This is a genomic window from Microbacterium sp. SGAir0570 (assembly GCF_005491085.2).
Taxonomy (GTDB): Bacteria; Actinomycetota; Actinomycetes; order Actinomycetales; family Microbacteriaceae; genus Microbacterium; species Microbacterium arborescens.
The window spans coordinates 1,852,503-1,868,537 of record NZ_CP027929.1; the positions used below are offsets into that span (position 1 = coordinate 1,852,503).

The 16,035-nt window shown below is 71.1% G+C and carries 16 protein-coding genes; 8 read left to right on the forward strand and 8 right to left on the reverse strand.

What is annotated here, in order from left to right; all coding sequences use genetic code 11:
* Nucleotides 1-29: 29 nt before the first annotated feature.
* Nucleotides 30-908, reverse strand: a complete 879-nt coding sequence (locus tag C1N74_RS08825; RefSeq protein WP_137750376.1) for a PHP domain-containing protein — start codon at nucleotides 906-908, stop codon at nucleotides 30-32.
* A gap of 58 nt (nucleotides 909-966) precedes the next feature.
* On the opposite strand from C1N74_RS08825, the gene C1N74_RS08830 reads away from it, so the two are divergent.
* From C1N74_RS08830 to C1N74_RS08840, 3 genes are all read left to right on the forward strand, one after another.
* Entirely contained in the window at nucleotides 967-1,986 is a 1,020-nt protein-coding gene (locus C1N74_RS08830; RefSeq protein ID WP_088379990.1) for an endonuclease/exonuclease/phosphatase family protein, read from the forward strand.
* A gap of 39 nt (nucleotides 1,987-2,025) precedes the next feature.
* Nucleotides 2,026-3,456 carry an aminopeptidase P family protein gene (locus C1N74_RS08835; RefSeq protein WP_023950547.1) on the forward strand — a complete coding sequence of 477 codons (1,431 nt, stop codon included), beginning with the start codon at nucleotides 2,026-2,028 and terminating at the stop codon, nucleotides 3,454-3,456.
* 62 nt (nucleotides 3,457-3,518) lie between these two features.
* The gene (locus C1N74_RS08840) at nucleotides 3,519-5,240 is read left to right on the forward strand and encodes a gamma-glutamyltransferase family protein (RefSeq protein ID WP_137750997.1); all 1,722 of its coding nucleotides are present in this window, start codon (nucleotides 3,519-3,521) and stop codon (nucleotides 5,238-5,240) included.
* 15 nt (nucleotides 5,241-5,255) lie between these two features.
* Here the strand turns inward: C1N74_RS08840 and C1N74_RS08845 are convergent, their stop codons facing one another.
* Together C1N74_RS08845 and C1N74_RS08850 are read right to left on the reverse strand one after the other, a co-directional pair.
* Entirely contained in the window at nucleotides 5,256-5,927 is a 672-nt protein-coding gene (locus tag C1N74_RS08845) for an alpha/beta family hydrolase (protein WP_137750377.1), read from the reverse strand.
* The gene (locus C1N74_RS08850) at nucleotides 5,927-6,655 is read right to left on the reverse strand and encodes a general stress protein (protein ID WP_064956521.1); all 729 of its coding nucleotides are present in this window, start codon (nucleotides 6,653-6,655) and stop codon (nucleotides 5,927-5,929) included. The genes C1N74_RS08845 and C1N74_RS08850 overlap by 1 nt, the downstream gene beginning before the upstream one ends.
* A gap of 51 nt (nucleotides 6,656-6,706) precedes the next feature.
* Here C1N74_RS08850 and C1N74_RS08855 point away from each other — a divergent pair, with 51 nt between their 5' ends.
* The 3 genes from C1N74_RS08855 to C1N74_RS08865 are packed head-to-tail and all read left to right on the forward strand — an operon-like array spanning nucleotide 6,707 to nucleotide 9,644.
* Complete coding sequence (locus C1N74_RS08855) at nucleotides 6,707-7,978, forward strand: magnesium transporter MgtE N-terminal domain-containing protein (protein WP_064956763.1); 1,272 nt, start codon at nucleotides 6,707-6,709, stop codon at nucleotides 7,976-7,978.
* The gene (locus tag C1N74_RS08860) at nucleotides 7,978-8,511 is read left to right on the forward strand and encodes a DUF1003 domain-containing protein (RefSeq protein WP_137750378.1); all 534 of its coding nucleotides are present in this window, start codon (nucleotides 7,978-7,980) and stop codon (nucleotides 8,509-8,511) included. Before C1N74_RS08855 ends, C1N74_RS08860 begins: the two co-directional genes overlap by 1 nt.
* Nucleotides 8,508-9,644, forward strand: coding sequence for an Mrp/NBP35 family ATP-binding protein (locus C1N74_RS08865; RefSeq protein WP_064956519.1), 1,137 nt, complete (start codon nucleotides 8,508-8,510; stop codon nucleotides 9,642-9,644). Before C1N74_RS08860 ends, C1N74_RS08865 begins: the two co-directional genes overlap by 4 nt.
* Nucleotides 9,645-9,653: 9 nt before the next feature.
* Here the strand turns inward: C1N74_RS08865 and C1N74_RS08870 are convergent, their stop codons facing one another.
* Nucleotides 9,654-10,049, reverse strand: coding sequence for a Sec-independent protein secretion pathway component (locus C1N74_RS08870; protein WP_023950532.1), 396 nt, complete (start codon nucleotides 10,047-10,049; stop codon nucleotides 9,654-9,656).
* Between the two features lie 71 nt (nucleotides 10,050-10,120).
* Here C1N74_RS08870 and C1N74_RS08875 point away from each other — a divergent pair, with 71 nt between their 5' ends.
* Complete coding sequence (locus tag C1N74_RS08875; protein ID WP_023950530.1) at nucleotides 10,121-10,756, forward strand: O-methyltransferase; 636 nt, start codon at nucleotides 10,121-10,123, stop codon at nucleotides 10,754-10,756.
* Between the two features lie 71 nt (nucleotides 10,757-10,827).
* Here the strand turns inward: C1N74_RS08875 and C1N74_RS08880 are convergent, their stop codons facing one another.
* The 3 genes from C1N74_RS08880 to dapE form a co-directional block, all read right to left on the reverse strand.
* Nucleotides 10,828-11,001, reverse strand: a complete 174-nt coding sequence (locus C1N74_RS08880; RefSeq protein ID WP_023950528.1) for a DUF3117 domain-containing protein — start codon at nucleotides 10,999-11,001, stop codon at nucleotides 10,828-10,830.
* A gap of 72 nt (nucleotides 11,002-11,073) precedes the next feature.
* Nucleotides 11,074-12,279, reverse strand: a complete 1,206-nt coding sequence (locus tag C1N74_RS08885; RefSeq protein WP_103840446.1) for a hypothetical protein — start codon at nucleotides 12,277-12,279, stop codon at nucleotides 11,074-11,076.
* Between the two features lie 10 nt (nucleotides 12,280-12,289).
* A complete protein-coding gene (dapE, locus tag C1N74_RS08890; protein WP_023950524.1) occupies nucleotides 12,290-13,366 on the reverse strand; it encodes a succinyl-diaminopimelate desuccinylase in 1,077 nt (358 codons plus the stop codon).
* A gap of 44 nt (nucleotides 13,367-13,410) precedes the next feature.
* Here dapE and dapD point away from each other — a divergent pair, with 44 nt between their 5' ends.
* Nucleotides 13,411-14,361, forward strand: coding sequence for a 2,3,4,5-tetrahydropyridine-2,6-dicarboxylate N-succinyltransferase (dapD, locus tag C1N74_RS08895; RefSeq protein ID WP_137750379.1), 951 nt, complete (start codon nucleotides 13,411-13,413; stop codon nucleotides 14,359-14,361).
* A gap of 26 nt (nucleotides 14,362-14,387) precedes the next feature.
* On the opposite strand, the gene C1N74_RS08900 is transcribed toward dapD, so the two are convergent.
* On the reverse strand, nucleotides 14,388-15,995 hold the full coding sequence (locus tag C1N74_RS08900) for an L-lactate permease (RefSeq protein WP_023950520.1): 1,608 nt from the start codon (nucleotides 15,993-15,995) through the stop codon (nucleotides 14,388-14,390).
* Nucleotides 15,996-16,035 lie beyond the last annotated feature (40 nt).

The window sequence follows — 16,035 nt, forward strand, 5'->3', positions numbered from 1 at the left end:
CCGCCTCACGACATCCGAGCGGCGCCCGTCTATGCGTAGACGGGCGCCGTTCCGCTGCCGCGGGCGATGATCCGCTCGACCATCTCGTCGTCGGTGGTGTTCTCCCCCGGCTGGTTCGGCTTGCCGAGACCGTGGTAGTCGCTCGACCCGGTCACGATGAGATCGAGCTCGGCGGCGATCGCACGCAGGACGCGCTTGCCGTCCGCCGTGTTCTCCCGGTGCTCGACCTCGAAGCCGGCGAGGCCGTGGTCGACGAGCTCGCGCAGGACCTCGGGCGGCATCATGCGCTCACGGCCGCTCGGCGACGGGTGGGCGAGGATCGGCACGCCGCCGGCTGCGACCACCAGCTCGACGGCGGTGATCGGGTCGGGCGCGTAGTGGGGAGTGAAATGCCCCTGGCTGGGATGCAGGATGCCGGCGAAGGCTGCGGCGCGGTCGGCCGCGAGACCACGGGCGACGAGGGCGTCGGCGATGTGCGGCCGCCCCACCGTCGCGCCGGCTCCCGTCTGCGCGAGCACGTCGTCCCACGTCAGGTCGTGCGAGCGGGCGATGCTCCGGACGATTCGCTCCGCGCGGCCGATCCGGTCTTCGCGGATGCGCTCCATCTCGGCACGCAGCCGCGGATGGTCGGGGTCGAAGAGATAGGCGAGGAGATGAACGGTCCGCCACTCGTGCCGCGCACTGAGCTCCATCCCGGGAAGGAACGTCATGTCGAGCGACGCCGTCGCTTCGGCGGCTTCGGCCCATCCCGCGGTGGTGTCGTGATCGGTCAATGCCACCGTCCGCAGCCCGGCGCGGTGCGCGGCCTGCACGACACCCGCGGGGGGCTCCGTGCCGTCCGAACGGATGGAATGCAGATGCAGGTCGCTGGGCCCGTGGAACCCCCGTGCGCGCGCTGCCGTTCCCATCCTCCTCAGCGTAGCCGTGCCCGGCGATCGTCCAGCCTCGCTCTCATAGAGTCGAGGCGTGAAGCGCGTGTTCGGAGCCCTCGTGGTGGCCCTGTTCGCGGCTGCGGCCATCGTGGTCAGCTGGCCGGAGCTCCTCCGACTCGAACGGGAGTTCCCCTTCGCGCAGCTCGTCGCACTGCGCCCGCTGCTGATCGGCGCATTCGTCGCGATCGCCCTCCTGTTCCTTCTCCTATCGCTGGGGCGCCGCATCCGTGCGTTCTGCCTCTGGATCACACTGGTCTCGCTCGTGGCCGCAGCGGGCGGCGCCGGCACGCTGGCGCTCCGCGGGCTGGGTGCCGAGACCATGCCGCCGAAGACGGACGACAGCATCCGGGTCATGACCTGGAACACCGCCGGCCCCGCGACCGATGCCCAGACCATCGCCGAGACGGCGGTGGCCATGCAGGCCGACATCGTCGCCCTGCCCGAGACGACGATGGACACCGGCCGTGCCGTCGCGGTGGCGATGCGCGAGCGCGGTCGCCCGATGTGGGCGCACGTCGACAGCTACGAGGGTCCCGACAGCTGGGACGCCAATTCCACCGCGCTCCTGATCTCGCCCGAGTTGGGCGACTACTCCGTCATCGAGTCCGAAGCCCGCGGCACGACGAACACGACGATCGTCCCGAGTGCGGTCGCGATGCCCGTCGACGGGGACGGACCGGTCGTCGTGGCCGTCCACGCGGTCGCCCCGCGTCCGGACGAGATGGCGAGCTGGCGCAGCGATCTCCAGTGGCTGGCCGACCAGTGCGCGACGGATGACGTCATCATGGCCGGCGACTTCAACGCGACACTCGATCACATGGCGCGGCTCGGCATCGACGACGCCGATCTCGGGCGCTGCCACGACGCCGCCCGCTCGACCGGCAACGGCGGGATCGGCACCTGGCCCACCGACGTGCCCGCTCCCCTGGGAGCGCCGATCGACCACATCATGGCGACCGCGTCGTGGAAGCCGGAGGGGTCGGTCGTCATCTCGTCGCTGGACGACTCGGGCAGCGACCACCGGCCCCTCGTGGTGCAGTACACGCGACGCTGATCTGTGCCCCCGGCCGGTGCCGGGTGCGAGACTGGAGTCATGACCACGAGCGAGACCACGGGAACCGACACGACCGGCACCGCGACGACGGCGTCCGAAGCCCCCGCCGAGAACACCAATCGACGTCAGCCGTTCCCCCGCGGCTTCCTCGACACCATCTCCCAGGGATGGGCGCCGCGAGCCGACGCCCCGACCGCTCCCCGGCAGGCCGCTCCGTTCGCCGCGGCCCGGCGCGAGCGCCTGTCGCACGAGTTCCGAGGCCGGCGCCTGGTCATCCCGGCCGGCTCGCTCAAGCAGCGTTCGAACGACACCGACTACCCCTTCCGCGCGCACTCCGCGTTCTCGCACCTGACGGGCTGGGGCAGCGACGCTGTTCCCGACTCGGTGCTGGTGTTCGAGCCCACCGCCGCCGGCCACGACGTCACGCTCTATCTGCGCGACCGCGCCGACCGGACGACCGCGGAATTCTACGCCGACGCGTCGGTCGGAGAGTTCTGGATCGGGCCGCGTCCGGCGCTCGACGACGTCGCCGTCGATCTCGGCATCGCGACCGCCCATCTGGCCGATGTCGAGTTGCGCGCAGACGATCTCGTCCTGGAGGCCGATCCCGACCTGACGCGGGCGGTGTCCGAGCTCCGGCTCACGAAGGACGAGTACGAGGTCGAGCAGATGCGCCTCGCTGTCGCCGCCACGGCGCGTGGATTCGACGACATCGTCGCCGACCTCCCCCGCATCATCGCCACCCCGCGGGGCGAGCGTGTCGTCGAGGGTCTGTTCCACCTGCGCGCTCGCACGGACGGCAACGGCGAGGGCTACGACACGATCGCCGCCTCGGGGCCGCACGCCTGCTACCTGCACTGGACGCGCAACGACGGGCCCGTGGTGCCGGGAGACCTGATCCTGATCGACGCCGGCGTCGAGATCGACAGTCTCTACACCGCAGACATCACGCGGACGCTGCCGGTGTCCGGGCGCTTCACCGAGATCCAGCGCCGCATCTACGAGACCGTGCGCGAGGCGGCCGACACCGCGTTCGCCGCGGCTCGTCCCGGCGTCACCTTCCGCTCGATCCACGAGGCGGCAATGGCGGTCATCGCGGCGCGCGTCGCCGAGTGGGGGCTGCTCCCCGTGACGGCGGACGAGGCGCTCGACGCCGACAACGGCGGCCAGCACCGGCGGTACATGGTGCACGGCACGAGCCACCACCTCGGCATCGACGTGCACGACTGCGCGCAGGCGCGGCGGGAGATGTACTACGACGGCATCCTCGAACCCGGAATGGTGTTCACGATCGAGCCGGGCCTCTACTTCCAGATCGACGATCTGACCGTGCCCGAGGAATATCGCGGCATCGGCGTCCGCATCGAGGACGACATCCTCATGACCGAGAGCGGCCCCGTGAACCTCTCGGCCGACATCCCGCGCACCGCGGACGAGGTCGAGGCCTGGATCGCGCGCTCCGCCTCGTGACCGGCGGGTTCTCGGCGCCGCCCGCGCAGACGACGCGACCGCTGCTGACCGGCACCTTCGGGATGGCCGCTGCGACCCATTGGCTCGCGACCGCGACCGCGCAGGCTGTTCTCGAGCGCGGCGGCAACGCGTTCGACGCCGCGGCCGCGGGCGGGTTCGTGCTGCAGGTCGTCGAGCCTCACCTGAACGGACCCGGCGGCGATCTCGTCGGCCTGTTCCACGCCGCCGGCGACGCGCGGCCCCGCGTGCTCATGGGCCAGGGACCGGCTCCTCGGGAAGCGACGATCGAGCACTATCGCGCCGAGGGCCTCAAGGCCGTTCCCGGCGCCGGCGCCCTCGCGGCCGCAGTGCCGGGCGCGGTCGACGCGTGGCTGGTCCTGTTGCGCGACTACGGCACCTGGGAGCTCGCCGATGTGCTCGCCTTCGCCATCGGCTACGCCCGCGACGGCCATCCGCTGCTCGCGTCGGCCGCGGCCACGATCGAGCGCGTCGCACAGCTCTTCCGCGACGAGTGGCCCTCGTCGGCCGCTCTCTGGCTTCCGGGGGGCAGCGCGCCCCGTGCCGGCGACCTGTTCCGCAACCCCGCGCTCGCGCAGGTCTTCGAGAGTCTGATCGACGCGGGTCGAGGGGCCGCCGACCGGGCCGCACGTGTGGACGCGGCGAGAACCGAATGGAAGACGGGCGTCGTCGCCCAGGCGACGGGCGCGTTCGTCGCCCGACCCCACCGTCATTCCACCGGCGGCCGGCACGCGGGCGTCATCACGGCCGCCGACTTCGCCGCCTTCTCCGCGGGCTACGAACAACCGCTGACGACGGTGTTCCGCGGCCGCACCATCGTCAAGGCCGGCGCGTGGACGCAGGGGCCCGCGCTGCTCGAGGCGCTCGCTCTGCTCGACCCTCTGCCCGACGACCTCATCGATCCCGCGACACCGGAGGGAGCCCACACGATCGTCGAGGCGCTCAAGCTCGCCCTCGCCGACCGTGACGCGCATTTCGGCGACGACAGCGCGATCTCGGAGATCCTCGACCCCGCCTTCCTGGCCGGGCGTCGCGCACAGCTGCTGCCGGATGCGTCGCACGAGTGGCGTCCGGGCGCCCTCTCGGGCCGCGCTCCCCACCGTCCGCCGCTCATTCGCCCGGACGGGACGAGCGTCGCCGGCACAGGCGAACCGACGGTCGGCCGCGCCGGTCAGACCCGCGGCGACACCTGCCACATCGACGTCGTCGACCGGTGGGGCAACATCATCGCGGTGACGCCGTCCGGAGGCTGGCTGCAGTCCTCCCCCGCGATCCCGGAGCTCGGGTTCGCGCTCGGCACACGTCTGCAGATGACCTGGCTCGACGAGACGTCGCCCGCCGCGCTGCGACCGGGCGCACGCCCGCGCACGACGCTCTCTCCGACCCTCGTGATGACGGGCGACCGTACCGACATCGCGATGGGAACCCCCGGAGGCGACCAGCAGGACCAGTGGCAGCTGCCGATGCTGCTGCGGATGCTGGTCGGCGGTTGGGACGCGCAGTCGGCGATCGACGCTCCGACACTGCACACCACCGCGATGATCGACTCCTTCTGGCCCCGCACCTGGACGCCCGCCGGTGTCGTGATGGAGGACCGTCTCGGCGACGACGTCGCCGCCGGGCTCCGCTCCCGCGGCCACGACGTCACTCAGGTCGGGCCCTGGAGCCTCGGACGTCTCTCGGCCGTCGGCATCGACCGGGGCCGCGGGCTCTTGTGGGCGGCGGCGAACCCGCGCGGGATGCAGGGCTACGCGGCCGGACGGTGACCCGGTCGTCCGCCGTCAGGCGGACACGCGGCGGAGGCATCGGGGCACGATGCGTTCGGCCGTGCTCGCCCCGATCTCCTCGGCGTCGAGTCTTCGCCCGGAGACCTCGAACGAATGGCGCGCGCCCTCGACCCAGAGCAGCTCGGCGTCGGTGCACGTCGACACGATCGCCTCGAGATCGGCGACCGGTTCCACGAACGGATCGCGGGTGCCGGATACGAACAGCTGCGGCGCCGCGACCGCGGGCAGGTGGTCGGTACGCGGACGATCGGGCCGGCCGGGCGGATGCAGCGGGTACCCGAGATAGACCAGGAGCGCGGGATCGATCGCCCCGGTCGCCGCCGCCATCGACGCCATACGACCGCCGTACGACTTCCCCGCCGCCACGATGGGCACACCGGGATGCGCGTCGGCGATCGCTCGGAAGACGGCCGTCCAGGACGCGAGCGCGTCGGTCACGGAGCCGGGAAGCCGGCGACCCGCGACGATGTAGGGAAACGGGAAGCGGACGACATCGACCCCGGCCGCAGCGCCGACTCGGGCGAACCCTTCGAGGAACGGGTGCGCGGGTCCCGCGCCCGCGCCATGAGCGAGGATCATCACCGCACGCGCGCCGTCCGCGCGGTCATGCAGCAGCGGCAGCTCGACGGTCCCGGCCGCGACGTCGACCGAAACCGCGTCGATCATCAGCGCGGGTCGCTCGCCGGCGGCTCGGGCGCGCCCGGAGCCTGCGGACCGGGGGCCTCGCCACCGGGCACCGGCCCCACCGCGGGCGGGAGCGGTGCGTCGGCCGGTCCGGGCGCCGGCGATCCCGACGGCGGACCCGCGGGAGTGCCACTGGGCGCCGCCGGCCCGGGGGCGGGGCGGTCTCCCGTCGGGGCGGGCACGGGGTCGATCCGCTCACCGTAGCGGGGTGGTCCGTCCGGCACGGCGGCCGTCGGCGTCGCGGGACGGGCCGGGGCGACGTTCAGCGCACCGCGGGCGCGATGGATGCTGCTCGCCTGCACCGTCACCTCGTAGTGGTCTGCGACGACCTGCGTGACCGACGCGAAGTCGCGCCGGCGCCGGACGAGCGCGAACATCACGAGGCTCATCATCATGCCGATGGCCACGCCGACGAGCATCACGCCGAGGAAGAGCTGTATCGCGGCGTCGGGAGTCCCGAAGACGAAGATGAGCGAGAAGATCAACCCCAGGAGGATGCCGTTGATCGCGCCGGTCCGCGCTGCGGTCGCGTAGCCGAGACGACCCGTGACCGTCTCGACCGACCGCAGACCATAGCCGACGATCGCGATCTCACGTGCCGGGATGTCGGCGGAGATGAGTGTCGACACCGCCTTCTGCGCAGCCTCGTACGACGCGTACTCGGCGACCTTCTCACCTGTGACCGCGGGCGTCCCGCCCATCATGCTCATTCCGTCATTGTGTCACGGGCCACCTTCGCGGTCGCCGACTACGCTGGAGCGGTGAGTACGCAGAGGGTTTTCGTCGCGCGCCTGGTCGGGTGCGTCGTGTTCGATCCCGCCGGCGACCGTCTCGGCAAGGTCCGCGACGTGGTCGTGATCTTCCGCAAATCGGACCCTCCGCGCGTCATCGGTCTCGTCGTCGAGATCCCCGGCCGACGCAACGTCTTCCTCTCCATCGGCCGGGTGACCTCGATCGCGACCGGTCAGGTGATCACCACCGGGCTCATCAACGTCCGGCGCTTCCAGCAGCGCGGCGGCGAGGTGCGGGTCATGGCCGAACTCCTGGGTCGGAAGGTCTACCTCCGCGACGGGTCGGGCGGCGCCGTCATCGAGGACGTCGCGATCGAGCGGAACCGGCTCGGCGAGTGGGACATCGGTCAGCTCTTCCTCCGCCGACCGAAGACGAGCGCGTCGCCCTTCGCCAAGGGACCGACGACCTTCGCATCGTGGGGGGACGTGCGCGAGGACCAGTCCTCCGGCGCCGCCCAGTCGGCCGAGCAACTGGTCGCGACCTACTCCGAACTCAAGCCCGCAGACCTCGCCAACACCCTGCTCGATCTCCCCGAGGAGCGACTTCTCGAAGTCGCCGAAGAGCTTCCCGACGAGCGTCTCGCGGACGCGCTCGAAGAGATGCCCGAGGACGAACAGGTGCACATCCTCGAACGGCTCGGCGACGAGCGCGCCGCCGACATCCTCGACGCCATGGAGCCCGACGACGCGGCCGACCTGCTCGGTCAGTTGCCGGAGGGCCGCATCGAGCAGCTCCTCGACCTCATGGAGCCCGAAGAGGCCGAGGACGTGCGTGCCCTGCTCGAGTACGGACCCGACACCGCGGGTGGCCTCATGACGAGCGATCCGATCGTGCTGTCCGCCGAGGCGACGGTCGCCGAGGCGCTCGCGCTCATCCGCCGGCACGAGCTGCATCCGGCCCTGGCAGCATCCGTCTTCGTCACGCTCCCCCCGTACGAGACGCCGACGGGCCGGCTGCTGGGCACGGTGCACTTCCAGCGGATGCTGCGCTATCCCCCGCATGAGCGGCTCGGAGCCATCATCGACGACACCGTCGACCCGGTCGCCGCCTCGTCCTCGGCTGCGGAGGTCGCGCGTATGCTCGCCAGCTACAACCTGGTCTCGGTTCCCGTCGTCGACCAGGCCCGGCGCCTCGTCGGCGTCGTGAGCGTCGACGACGTTCTCGATCATCTGCTCCCGGACGACTGGCGGTCACAGGACGTCGAGCCGCAGGATGCCGCCGCGATGCGGGGGCGGCGCTGATGGCCCGCGCATCGAAGACGCCCTCGCTCGAGGCGCCCCGCGGGCGGCGGAGCGGTGTGAGCGGCGTGCTGGGACCGCGCACGTCGCAGCCCTCGCGCGACCGTTTCGGTCGCTTCACCGAGTGGATCGCCCGGGCGATGGGGACACCTGGCTTCCTCGTCGCGCTGTCGCTGTTCTGCGCCGCGTGGCTCGCGTGGAACACGTTGATGCCGGTCGAACTGCGCTTCGACTCCGCTGCCAACGGCTTCACCGCCCTGACGTTGATGCTCTCACTGCAGGCGTCGTACGCGGCGCCCCTGATCCTGCTCGCCCAGAACCGTCAAGACGACCGCGACCGCGTGCAGATCGAGCAGGACCGCCAGCGCGCCGAGCGGAACCTCGCTGATACCGAATACCTCGCGCGCGAGGTCGTGGCCCTCCGCATGGCGATCTCGGACCTGACCGACGGGCTCGTCACGAAGGAGGCCCTGCGCGCCGAGCTCCGGACCGCACTCGACCGCCTCGAGTCGGACGAGCGACCGGACTCGCGATGAGCGCCGACGGCGTCCGCGCGGCCGTGGCCGCGGTGCGAGACCCCGAGCTTCGCAAACCGCTCGGCGAGCTCGACATGGTGCGCGACATCGCGGTGGAGGGCGGCCACGCCCGCGTCGGCATCGCCCTGACTATCGTCGGCTGCCCGGCAGCGGACCGGATCGAGCGAGATGTGCGGGAGGCGGCGCTCTCGGCCCCGGGCATCGAGGAGGTGACGGTCGAGGTCGGCGTGATGACCCCGGCCGAGCGGGCGGCGCTCACAGAGCGACTGCGCGGCGGGAGAGCGGCGCGGGAGAACCCGTTCGGACCCGACTCTCTCACGCGCGTGATCGCCGTCACGAGCGGCAAGGGCGGCGTCGGCAAGTCGACCCTCACGGCCAACCTCGCCGTCGCCCTCGCTCAGCGGGGCCTCGCCGTCGGACTGATCGACGCAGACGTGCACGGCTTCTCCATTCCCGCCCTGCTGGGTCTCGTCGACACGGACGGGCTGCCGCCGCAGCCGACGCGTATCGACGGGCTCATGATCCCGCCCATCGCCCACGACGTGCGGACGATCTCGATCGGCATGTTCCTTCCGCGCGACCAGAAGGCCCCGGGCGCGGTCGCCTGGCGCGGGCCGATGCTGCACCGCACGGTCTCGCAGTTTCTCACCGATGTGTTCTTCGGCGACATCGACGTGCTCCTCATCGACATGCCTCCCGGTACCGGCGACGTCGCCATCAGCGTCGGACAGTTGCTCCCCCACGCCGACGTCGTGGTCGTGACCACACCGCAGGCGGCTGCGGCCGACGTCGCTGTCCGGAGCGGCCTGGTCGCACGCCAGACCGGTCAGCGGGTCATCGGGGTCATCGAGAACATGTCGGCCATGACCCTTCCCGACGGTACAGCGCTCGATCTCTTCGGAAGCGGCGGCGGGATGCGCGTCGCCGAAGCCCTGTCGACGGAGCAACAGGTGCCGTTGCTCGGCTCGGTGCCGCTCAGCCCCCACCTGCGCGGCGACGCAGACGACGGGGTGCCCGTCGTCGTCGCGCACCCCGACGATCCGGCCGCCGCGGCCATCATCGGGATCGCCGACAGCATCGGACGCGGCGGCCGCGAGCTCAGTGGTCGCCCGCTGCCCCTGCGCGTGGGCTGATCGGGCCGATCACGTCGCTTCGTCGTCGAAGGGGACGGCCGCGCCGCGCTCGAAGCGCATCGCCGCCTCGCCCGCGGCATCCATCCCGACCGCGGTCGCAGTGCTGATGGCAGCGCCCGCTGCGGCGGCGCGCACCGTGGGAACGGGAGCGTCCTCGAGAAGCGCATCGCGGATGATGCGACGCGGGTCGTACTGACGCGGATCGAGCTTGCGCCACTCGACGTCGGAGAAGTCCTCACCCATCTCGTCCTTGACGCGGTCCTTCGCGCCGTTGACCCAGTCCCGAGCCCGCACCGTGAAACGGGCGAGCGTCTCGGCCAGCCGCGGCAGGCGTTCGGGGCCGAGGAGGAGAACCGCCGCAAGACCGATGATGAGGAGCTTGTCCCAATCGAGGCCGAACGACATGCCCCCAGATTACCCGTGCGCCTCAGCGGTGGGAGCCATCCGCACGCCTACGCTGGAACCAGGAGGAATGCATGGGTGATCAGGAAGCGATCCGCAGGTTCGCGATGGAGGCGACGGTGGAGCCCGAGCACATCGCTCGCGCGCGTGCACACGCCCTCGAGATCGGCGCGGCCCCGATCAGCCCTCCGGTGGGCGCGCAGTGCGCCGTGCTCGCCGCCGCCACCGGGGCGCTCAACATCGTGGAGATCGGCACCGGCGGCGGGGTCTCGGCGCTGTGGCTGCTCCACGGGTCGCCCCGCGCCACGCTCACCACGATCGACATCGAGCCGGAGCACCTCGCCGTCGCTCGGCAGTCCTTCACCGAGGCGAGGATCCCGCCGGCTCGCGCGCGCTTCATCACCGGCCGGGCGGCGGATGTGCTGCCGCGGATGAACGAGGCGTCGTACGACATCGTGCTCGTGGATGCGGATGCCGAGGGTGTCATCGAATACGTCGAGCACGGGCTCCGGCTCGTCCGGCCGGGCGGAATGGTTCTCGTTCCGCGTGTACTCGCCGGCGGCGCCGTCGCCGACCCGGTCCGGCGCGACGACGTCACGCGCGCGTACCGATCCCTCATCCACGAGACGCAGTCGTCTCCGGCTGTCCTGGGCGCGCTCTCGATCGTCGGTGAGGGCCTGCTGCAGCTCACGACGGCGGCCTCCGCCTGACCCCTCGATTTCACTCATACGTACGAAACGGCCGGCCCCATCGGGACCGGCCGTTTCGCGTGGCATCGTCGTCAGGCGGCGCCGACGACTCCGCTCAGCACGCTGTGGAGTTCCTTGGCCTCTTCATCATTGACCGAGACGACCAGACGCCCTCCGCCTTCGAGGGGGACACGCACGATGATCAGGCGCCCCTCCTTCACGGCCTCCATCGGTCCGTCTCCGGTTCGCGGCTTCATGGCTGCCATCGCGGCTCCCTTTCGTCATGAGGACTACCTGAAGAGTTTATCGTGCAGCGCGGCCACGACGCGGACACGGCCTCAGGGAATCTGAGCGAAGGTGCTTCCGAGGGCATACATCGTGTAGATCCACCACCATTGCGCGGCTGTTCCGATCAGCAGCACACCGATGCGCCACCACCGTGCGCGAGGCAGCGCGACCGCGCCCCAGAGCGGGGACAGCGGAACGAGGAGCCGGAAGGTGCTCGACTGCGGGAAGAACACCGCGAGCAGATACAGCAGGTACGCACCCGCCCAGAGCCGGATCGGCACACCCAGCCGCCGCACCCGTCGGTCGGCGATGAGAAGCAGCGCGGCGACGGCGACGATCGTCGCGAGTCCGACGAGGCACACCCACGCCGGCACGCCCCAGATACGCGACCACAGCACCGCCGCCTGCACCGTGCCGTCGAAGGGCACGAAGCCGCCGTGGTCGCCGATCCAGGAGCGTCGCCACGCGAGCTCGGTCTGCAGGTACGCGTCCGGCTCGCCCGTGACCACGCCCGTGATGACGGGCCATACGAGCCCGCATCCGGCGGCGAGCAGCCCCCCGGCCACGATGTGGCCGATCTCGCGCGGCGGCAGGTCGTCGTGCGCGCGCCGCGTCCAGCGCCAGATCCCGTAGACGGCCAACATCAGCGCGAAGGCGAGGACTCCCGGGCGGGTGAAAGCCATGAGCGGGATCCACAGATACAGCCACCACCAGCGACGGCGCTCGACCGCGAGCAGAGCGAGGAGCAGCCAGAGCTGGAAGAGCGACTCGGCGTAGCCGAGCTGGAACAGCGCGGCCATAGGGCCGGCGAAGCTGAAGAAGACCACCGCCCACATCGCGGCGGCTCGGCCGATGCGTCGCCTCAGCAGAGCGAACAGGACGAGACACGCCAGGTAGCCCGCTGCTGCCGACACGAGCGGCGCGGCGACCGGGAACCCGCCCACCACCCAGCCCACGACCCCGGTGATGACGGGGTACACGGGCATGAACGCCCAGGGGTTCTGGGCGACGTCGCCTGCGGCGTCGAGCGGCAGTTCAGTGGGATACCCGCTGAACGCGATGAGCCAGTACCACTGAGCATCCCACCCCATCGTCAGGGTGCCGAGCGACGCGTCGGCGCCGAAGCGAGACTCCGGCCCGCTCAGCGCAGCCGCGCCGAGCAGGAAGGCCGTCGTCACCGCACGCGAGGCGAGATAGACGAGTGCGATCGCGGCGGCAGGCTGCAGCGCGATCGCGCCCCGGCGCAGCGACCTCATGCCCTCGGGGTCACCTGACCGACAGCCAGGCGCGCAGGCCGCGCTCGACGGCGTCGATCTGCGCGATGGGCACCCGCTCCTGGTCGTGGTGCGCGAGCGAGGGGTCGCCTGGGCCGTAGTTGACGGCCGGCACACCGAGCGCTGAGAACCGCGCGACGTCGGTCCAGCCGTACTTGGGCCGCGGCTCGGCACCCACCGCGGCGACGAACTCCTGTGCGAGCGGCGCGTCGAGCCCCGGGCGCGCCCCGCCGGCCAGGTCGACGACCTCCACCTCGAAACCGCTGAAGAAGTCGCGGACGATCTCGACCGCCTCGTCGGGGGTCCGGCTCGGCGCGAATCGGTAGTTGACCTCGACCTCGCACAGGTCGGGTATGACGTTGCCCGCGATGCCGCCGGAGATCCTCACCGCGTTCAGGCCCTCGCGATAGACGAGGCCCTCGACTTCGACATCCGCGGGCGTATGGTCGGCGAGACGCTGCAGGATCGGGGCCGCATGGTGGATCGCGTTGTCGCCGATCCACGCGCGCGCGCTGTGCGAACGCACCCCGTGCGTTCGCACGATCGCGCGGAGGTTGCCGTTGCATCCGCCCTCGACCTGGCCGTTGGACGGCTCGCCGAGGATCGCGAAGTCGCCCGCGAACAGGTCGGGTCGATTCGCCGCCAGCCGCGTGAGGCCGTTGAGCTCCGCAGCGACCTCCTCGTGGTCGTACCACATCCATGTGATGTCCACCCGCGGATCGGTGAGTTCCGCGGCGAGCTTCAGCTGCACGGCGACGCCCGCCTTCATGTCGACGGTGCCTCTCCCCCACAGGTACGCCTCCCCGTCCTCGACGACCTCGCGCACGGGAAGATTCGCGTTGACGGGCACCGTGTCGATGTGGCCGGCGATGACGACGCGCTGCGCACGGCCGAGCTGCGTGCGCGCGACGATCGTGTCACCGTCGCGCACGACCTCGAGGTGCGCCAACGGCGATACGGCGGCGAAGATCGCGTCGGCGAGGGTGGTCTCATCGTCCGACACGCTCGGGATGTCGCACACGGCCCGGGTCAGATCGGCGCTGGAGACGGTCAGATCGAGCTCAGGCATGCCGCCGATTCTAACCGCGACGACCACACCGATAATCTGGAGGCATGAGCGAACGGTGGGCATGGGGCGTGGGACTCGCGACCTCGAGCAGCGATGGCACGACACTCGACACCTGGTTCCCAGAGCCCGCGCTCGGAACGCCCGCTGCCACGGAATCGGCAGCGGCCATGGTCACCTGGGCCCCGATGGCCGCGGACGACGATCGTCGCGGCGTCACGCTCGAGGCCGTGACGGTCTCGATCGATCTCGACGCCGCGCCCGCCTCGACGCCCGACGCGTACCTGCGCCTGCACGTCATCTCCCACCGTCTCGCGGCCCCGAACACCGTCAACCTCGACGGGATCTTCGGGCACCTGCCGATCGTGGCGTGGACGACCGCTGGCCCGATGCACCCGGACGAGGCCGCCCGCCGCCGCCCGCTGCTCCAGCGTGACGGCATCCAGGTGCACGGTCTCGACAAGTTCCCGCGCCTGCTGGATTATGTGACACCTCCGGGCGTGCGCATCGCCGACGCCTCCCGCGTACGACTCGGAGCGCACCTCGCGCCGGGGACGACCGTGATGCACGAGGGCTTCGTCAACTTCAACGCGGGTACGCTGGGCGCCTCCATGGTCGAGGGCCGCATCTCGCAGGGCGTCGTCGTGGGCGACGGCAGCGACATCGGGGGCGGCGCATCCATCATGGGCACGCTGTCCGGCGGCGGCAGCCACCGGGTGTCGATCGGTCGCCGCACGCTGCTCGGCGCCAACGCCGGAATCGGCATCTCGCTCGGCGACGACTGCGTCGTCGAGGCCGGCCTGTACGTCACCGCGGGCTCGAAGATCGTGCTGGCGGACGAGCCCGCCACGGCCTCGGGCGCGCGCCCGACCGTCAAGGGCGCGGAGCTCTCCGGCCGCGACGGCATCCTCTTCCGCCGCAACTCGCTGACGGGTGCCGTCGAGGCCGTCCGCCGAGCAGGAGTTGGTGTCACCCTCAATGAGGCCCTGCACGCCTGACCGCATCGCGAGGCCTGCGGGTCGGCTCAGAGCAGCAGGACCGAGAGCAGCCCGCCCCAGAGGCAGACGGCGGCGAGGATCCCGAGGCTGTACCAGATCGACGCCCGCAGGATCTCCGATTCGCGTCCGGCGAGCCCCACGGCACCCGCGGCGATCGCGATCGACTGCGGTGAGATGACCTTCGCCGCGGTGCCGCCGGCGGTGTTCGCGGCCACCAGCAGCGCGGGATCGACCGCGATCTGCTCCGCCGTGGCGACCTGAAGCGGCGCGAACAGCGTGTTGTTGTTGACGACCGACCCCGTGAGGAAGACCCCGATCCAGCCGATGATGGGAGCGAGGAGCGGGAAGAGCGGCCCCACCGCCGCGAGTGCCGTCCCCATCGAAGCCGAGCCTCCCGAATAGTTGGCGATGTTGGCGAGGACGAGGATGATCGCGATCAGCAGCAGTGCCCGCCAGAGACCGCGCACCGTCTCCGCCAGCGTCCAGACCAGGTCACCCGCGCGCAGGCGCGGCGTCGTCCAGAACGACACGAGCACCGCCAGCAGGATCGCCGTCCCCGTCGCATTGACGGGCGTGAAGCTCCATGTGGCCGTGACGACATCACCGCCGGGAGTCTGCACGCTGCCGGTGAGCCCAGGCATCGGAACCGCGAACACCAGGGCGGACAGCGGCCCGCCCGCTGCGAACAGGTTCTTGAACACCGGGAGGCTCCAGACGAGGATGACCGCCGTCAGGATGTAGAACGGGCTCCATGCCGCGATCACCTCCCGCAGAGTCGCGTGGTGCTGCTCGGGCTCGGGCGCGCCGACCTCGCGGTGAACCCGGCGGGGCTGCCACACCCGCCCCAGAAGGAAGAGCGCGACCATCGCGGCGAGTCCCGCGCCGAGGTCGGCGAGCTCGGGTCCGAGGAACCACAGCACGCCCGCCTGCACACCGCTGAAGACGATGGTGACGAGCAGCGTGGCAGGCCAGGTCTCGCGCAGCCCGCGCACCCCGTCGAGGATGATCACGAGAAGGAACGGGATGAGCACCGTCAGCGGCTGCAGTACGAGCACCATCGCACGGGAGAGCTCCTGCACCTCGAGTCCGCTGACCTGGGCGCCCACGATGACGGGGATTCCGATGGCGCCGTAAGCCCCGGCGGCCGCGTTGGCGACGAGGGAGATCATGGCCGCCCGCAGGGGCCGGAACCCGAGCTGGACCAGGAGGGCCGCGCAGATGGCGATCGGCACACCGAAACCGGCCGCCCCCTCGAGGAAGGCGCCGAAGGCGAAGCTGATGAGAAGCACCTGGATCCGCTGGTCCGTCGAGATACCGCCGATCGAAGAACGGATCACGTCGAACCGCCCGCTCGCGACCGCGAGCTTGTAGAGCCAGACCGCCATCACGATGATGTAGGCGATCGGCCAGACGGCGTTGAGCAGACCGAGCAGTCCGGCACCCCCGACCGCGGTGAGCGGCATCCCGAATCCCAGTGCGGCGACGAGCAGCTGCGCGATGAGAGCGATGAGACCGGCGAGCAGACCGCTGAGGCGGAACCCGACCAGCGCGACGAGGAAGACGACGATGGGGATAGCGGCGACCAGCGCCGACAGCACGAGCGATCCGAGCGGATCCGTCGTCTGCACCCACATGCGTCGCTCCCCTGCTCGTCCGTCGCGGCCCACCCTAGAC

What these genes read in the sequence shown, in the direction of transcription:
- C1N74_RS08870 (WP_023950532.1), bottom strand. Translation starts at nt 10,049, where the DNA reads ATGTCGTTCGGCCTCGATTGGGACAAGCTCCTCATCATCGGTCTTGCG.
- C1N74_RS08835 (WP_023950547.1), top strand. Translation starts at nt 2,026, where the DNA reads ATGACCACGAGCGAGACCACGGGAACCGACACGACCGGCACCGCGACG.
- C1N74_RS08850 (WP_064956521.1), bottom strand. Translation starts at nt 6,655, where the DNA reads ATGAGCATGATGGGCGGGACGCCCGCGGTCACAGGTGAGAAGGTCGCC.
- C1N74_RS08875 (WP_023950530.1), top strand. Translation starts at nt 10,121, where the DNA reads ATGGGTGATCAGGAAGCGATCCGCAGGTTCGCGATGGAGGCGACGGTG.
- C1N74_RS08900 (WP_023950520.1), bottom strand. Translation starts at nt 15,995, where the DNA reads ATGTGGGTGCAGACGACGGATCCGCTCGGATCGCTCGTGCTGTCGGCG.
- C1N74_RS08885 (WP_103840446.1), bottom strand. Translation starts at nt 12,279, where the DNA reads ATGAGGTCGCTGCGCCGGGGCGCGATCGCGCTGCAGCCTGCCGCCGCG.
- C1N74_RS08825 (WP_137750376.1), bottom strand. Translation starts at nt 908, where the DNA reads ATGGGAACGGCAGCGCGCGCACGGGGGTTCCACGGGCCCAGCGACCTG.
- C1N74_RS08845 (WP_137750377.1), bottom strand. Translation starts at nt 5,927, where the DNA reads ATGATCGACGCGGTTTCGGTCGACGTCGCGGCCGGGACCGTCGAGCTG.
- C1N74_RS08860 (WP_137750378.1), top strand. Translation starts at nt 7,978, where the DNA reads ATGGCCCGCGCATCGAAGACGCCCTCGCTCGAGGCGCCCCGCGGGCGG.
- dapD (WP_137750379.1), top strand. Translation starts at nt 13,411, where the DNA reads ATGAGCGAACGGTGGGCATGGGGCGTGGGACTCGCGACCTCGAGCAGC.
- C1N74_RS08880 (WP_023950528.1), bottom strand. Translation starts at nt 11,001, where the DNA reads ATGGCAGCCATGAAGCCGCGAACCGGAGACGGACCGATGGAGGCCGTG.
- dapE (WP_023950524.1), bottom strand. Translation starts at nt 13,366, where the DNA reads ATGCCTGAGCTCGATCTGACCGTCTCCAGCGCCGATCTGACCCGGGCC.
- C1N74_RS08840 (WP_137750997.1), top strand. Translation starts at nt 3,519, where the DNA reads ATGGCCGCTGCGACCCATTGGCTCGCGACCGCGACCGCGCAGGCTGTT.
- C1N74_RS08865 (WP_064956519.1), top strand. Translation starts at nt 8,508, where the DNA reads ATGAGCGCCGACGGCGTCCGCGCGGCCGTGGCCGCGGTGCGAGACCCC.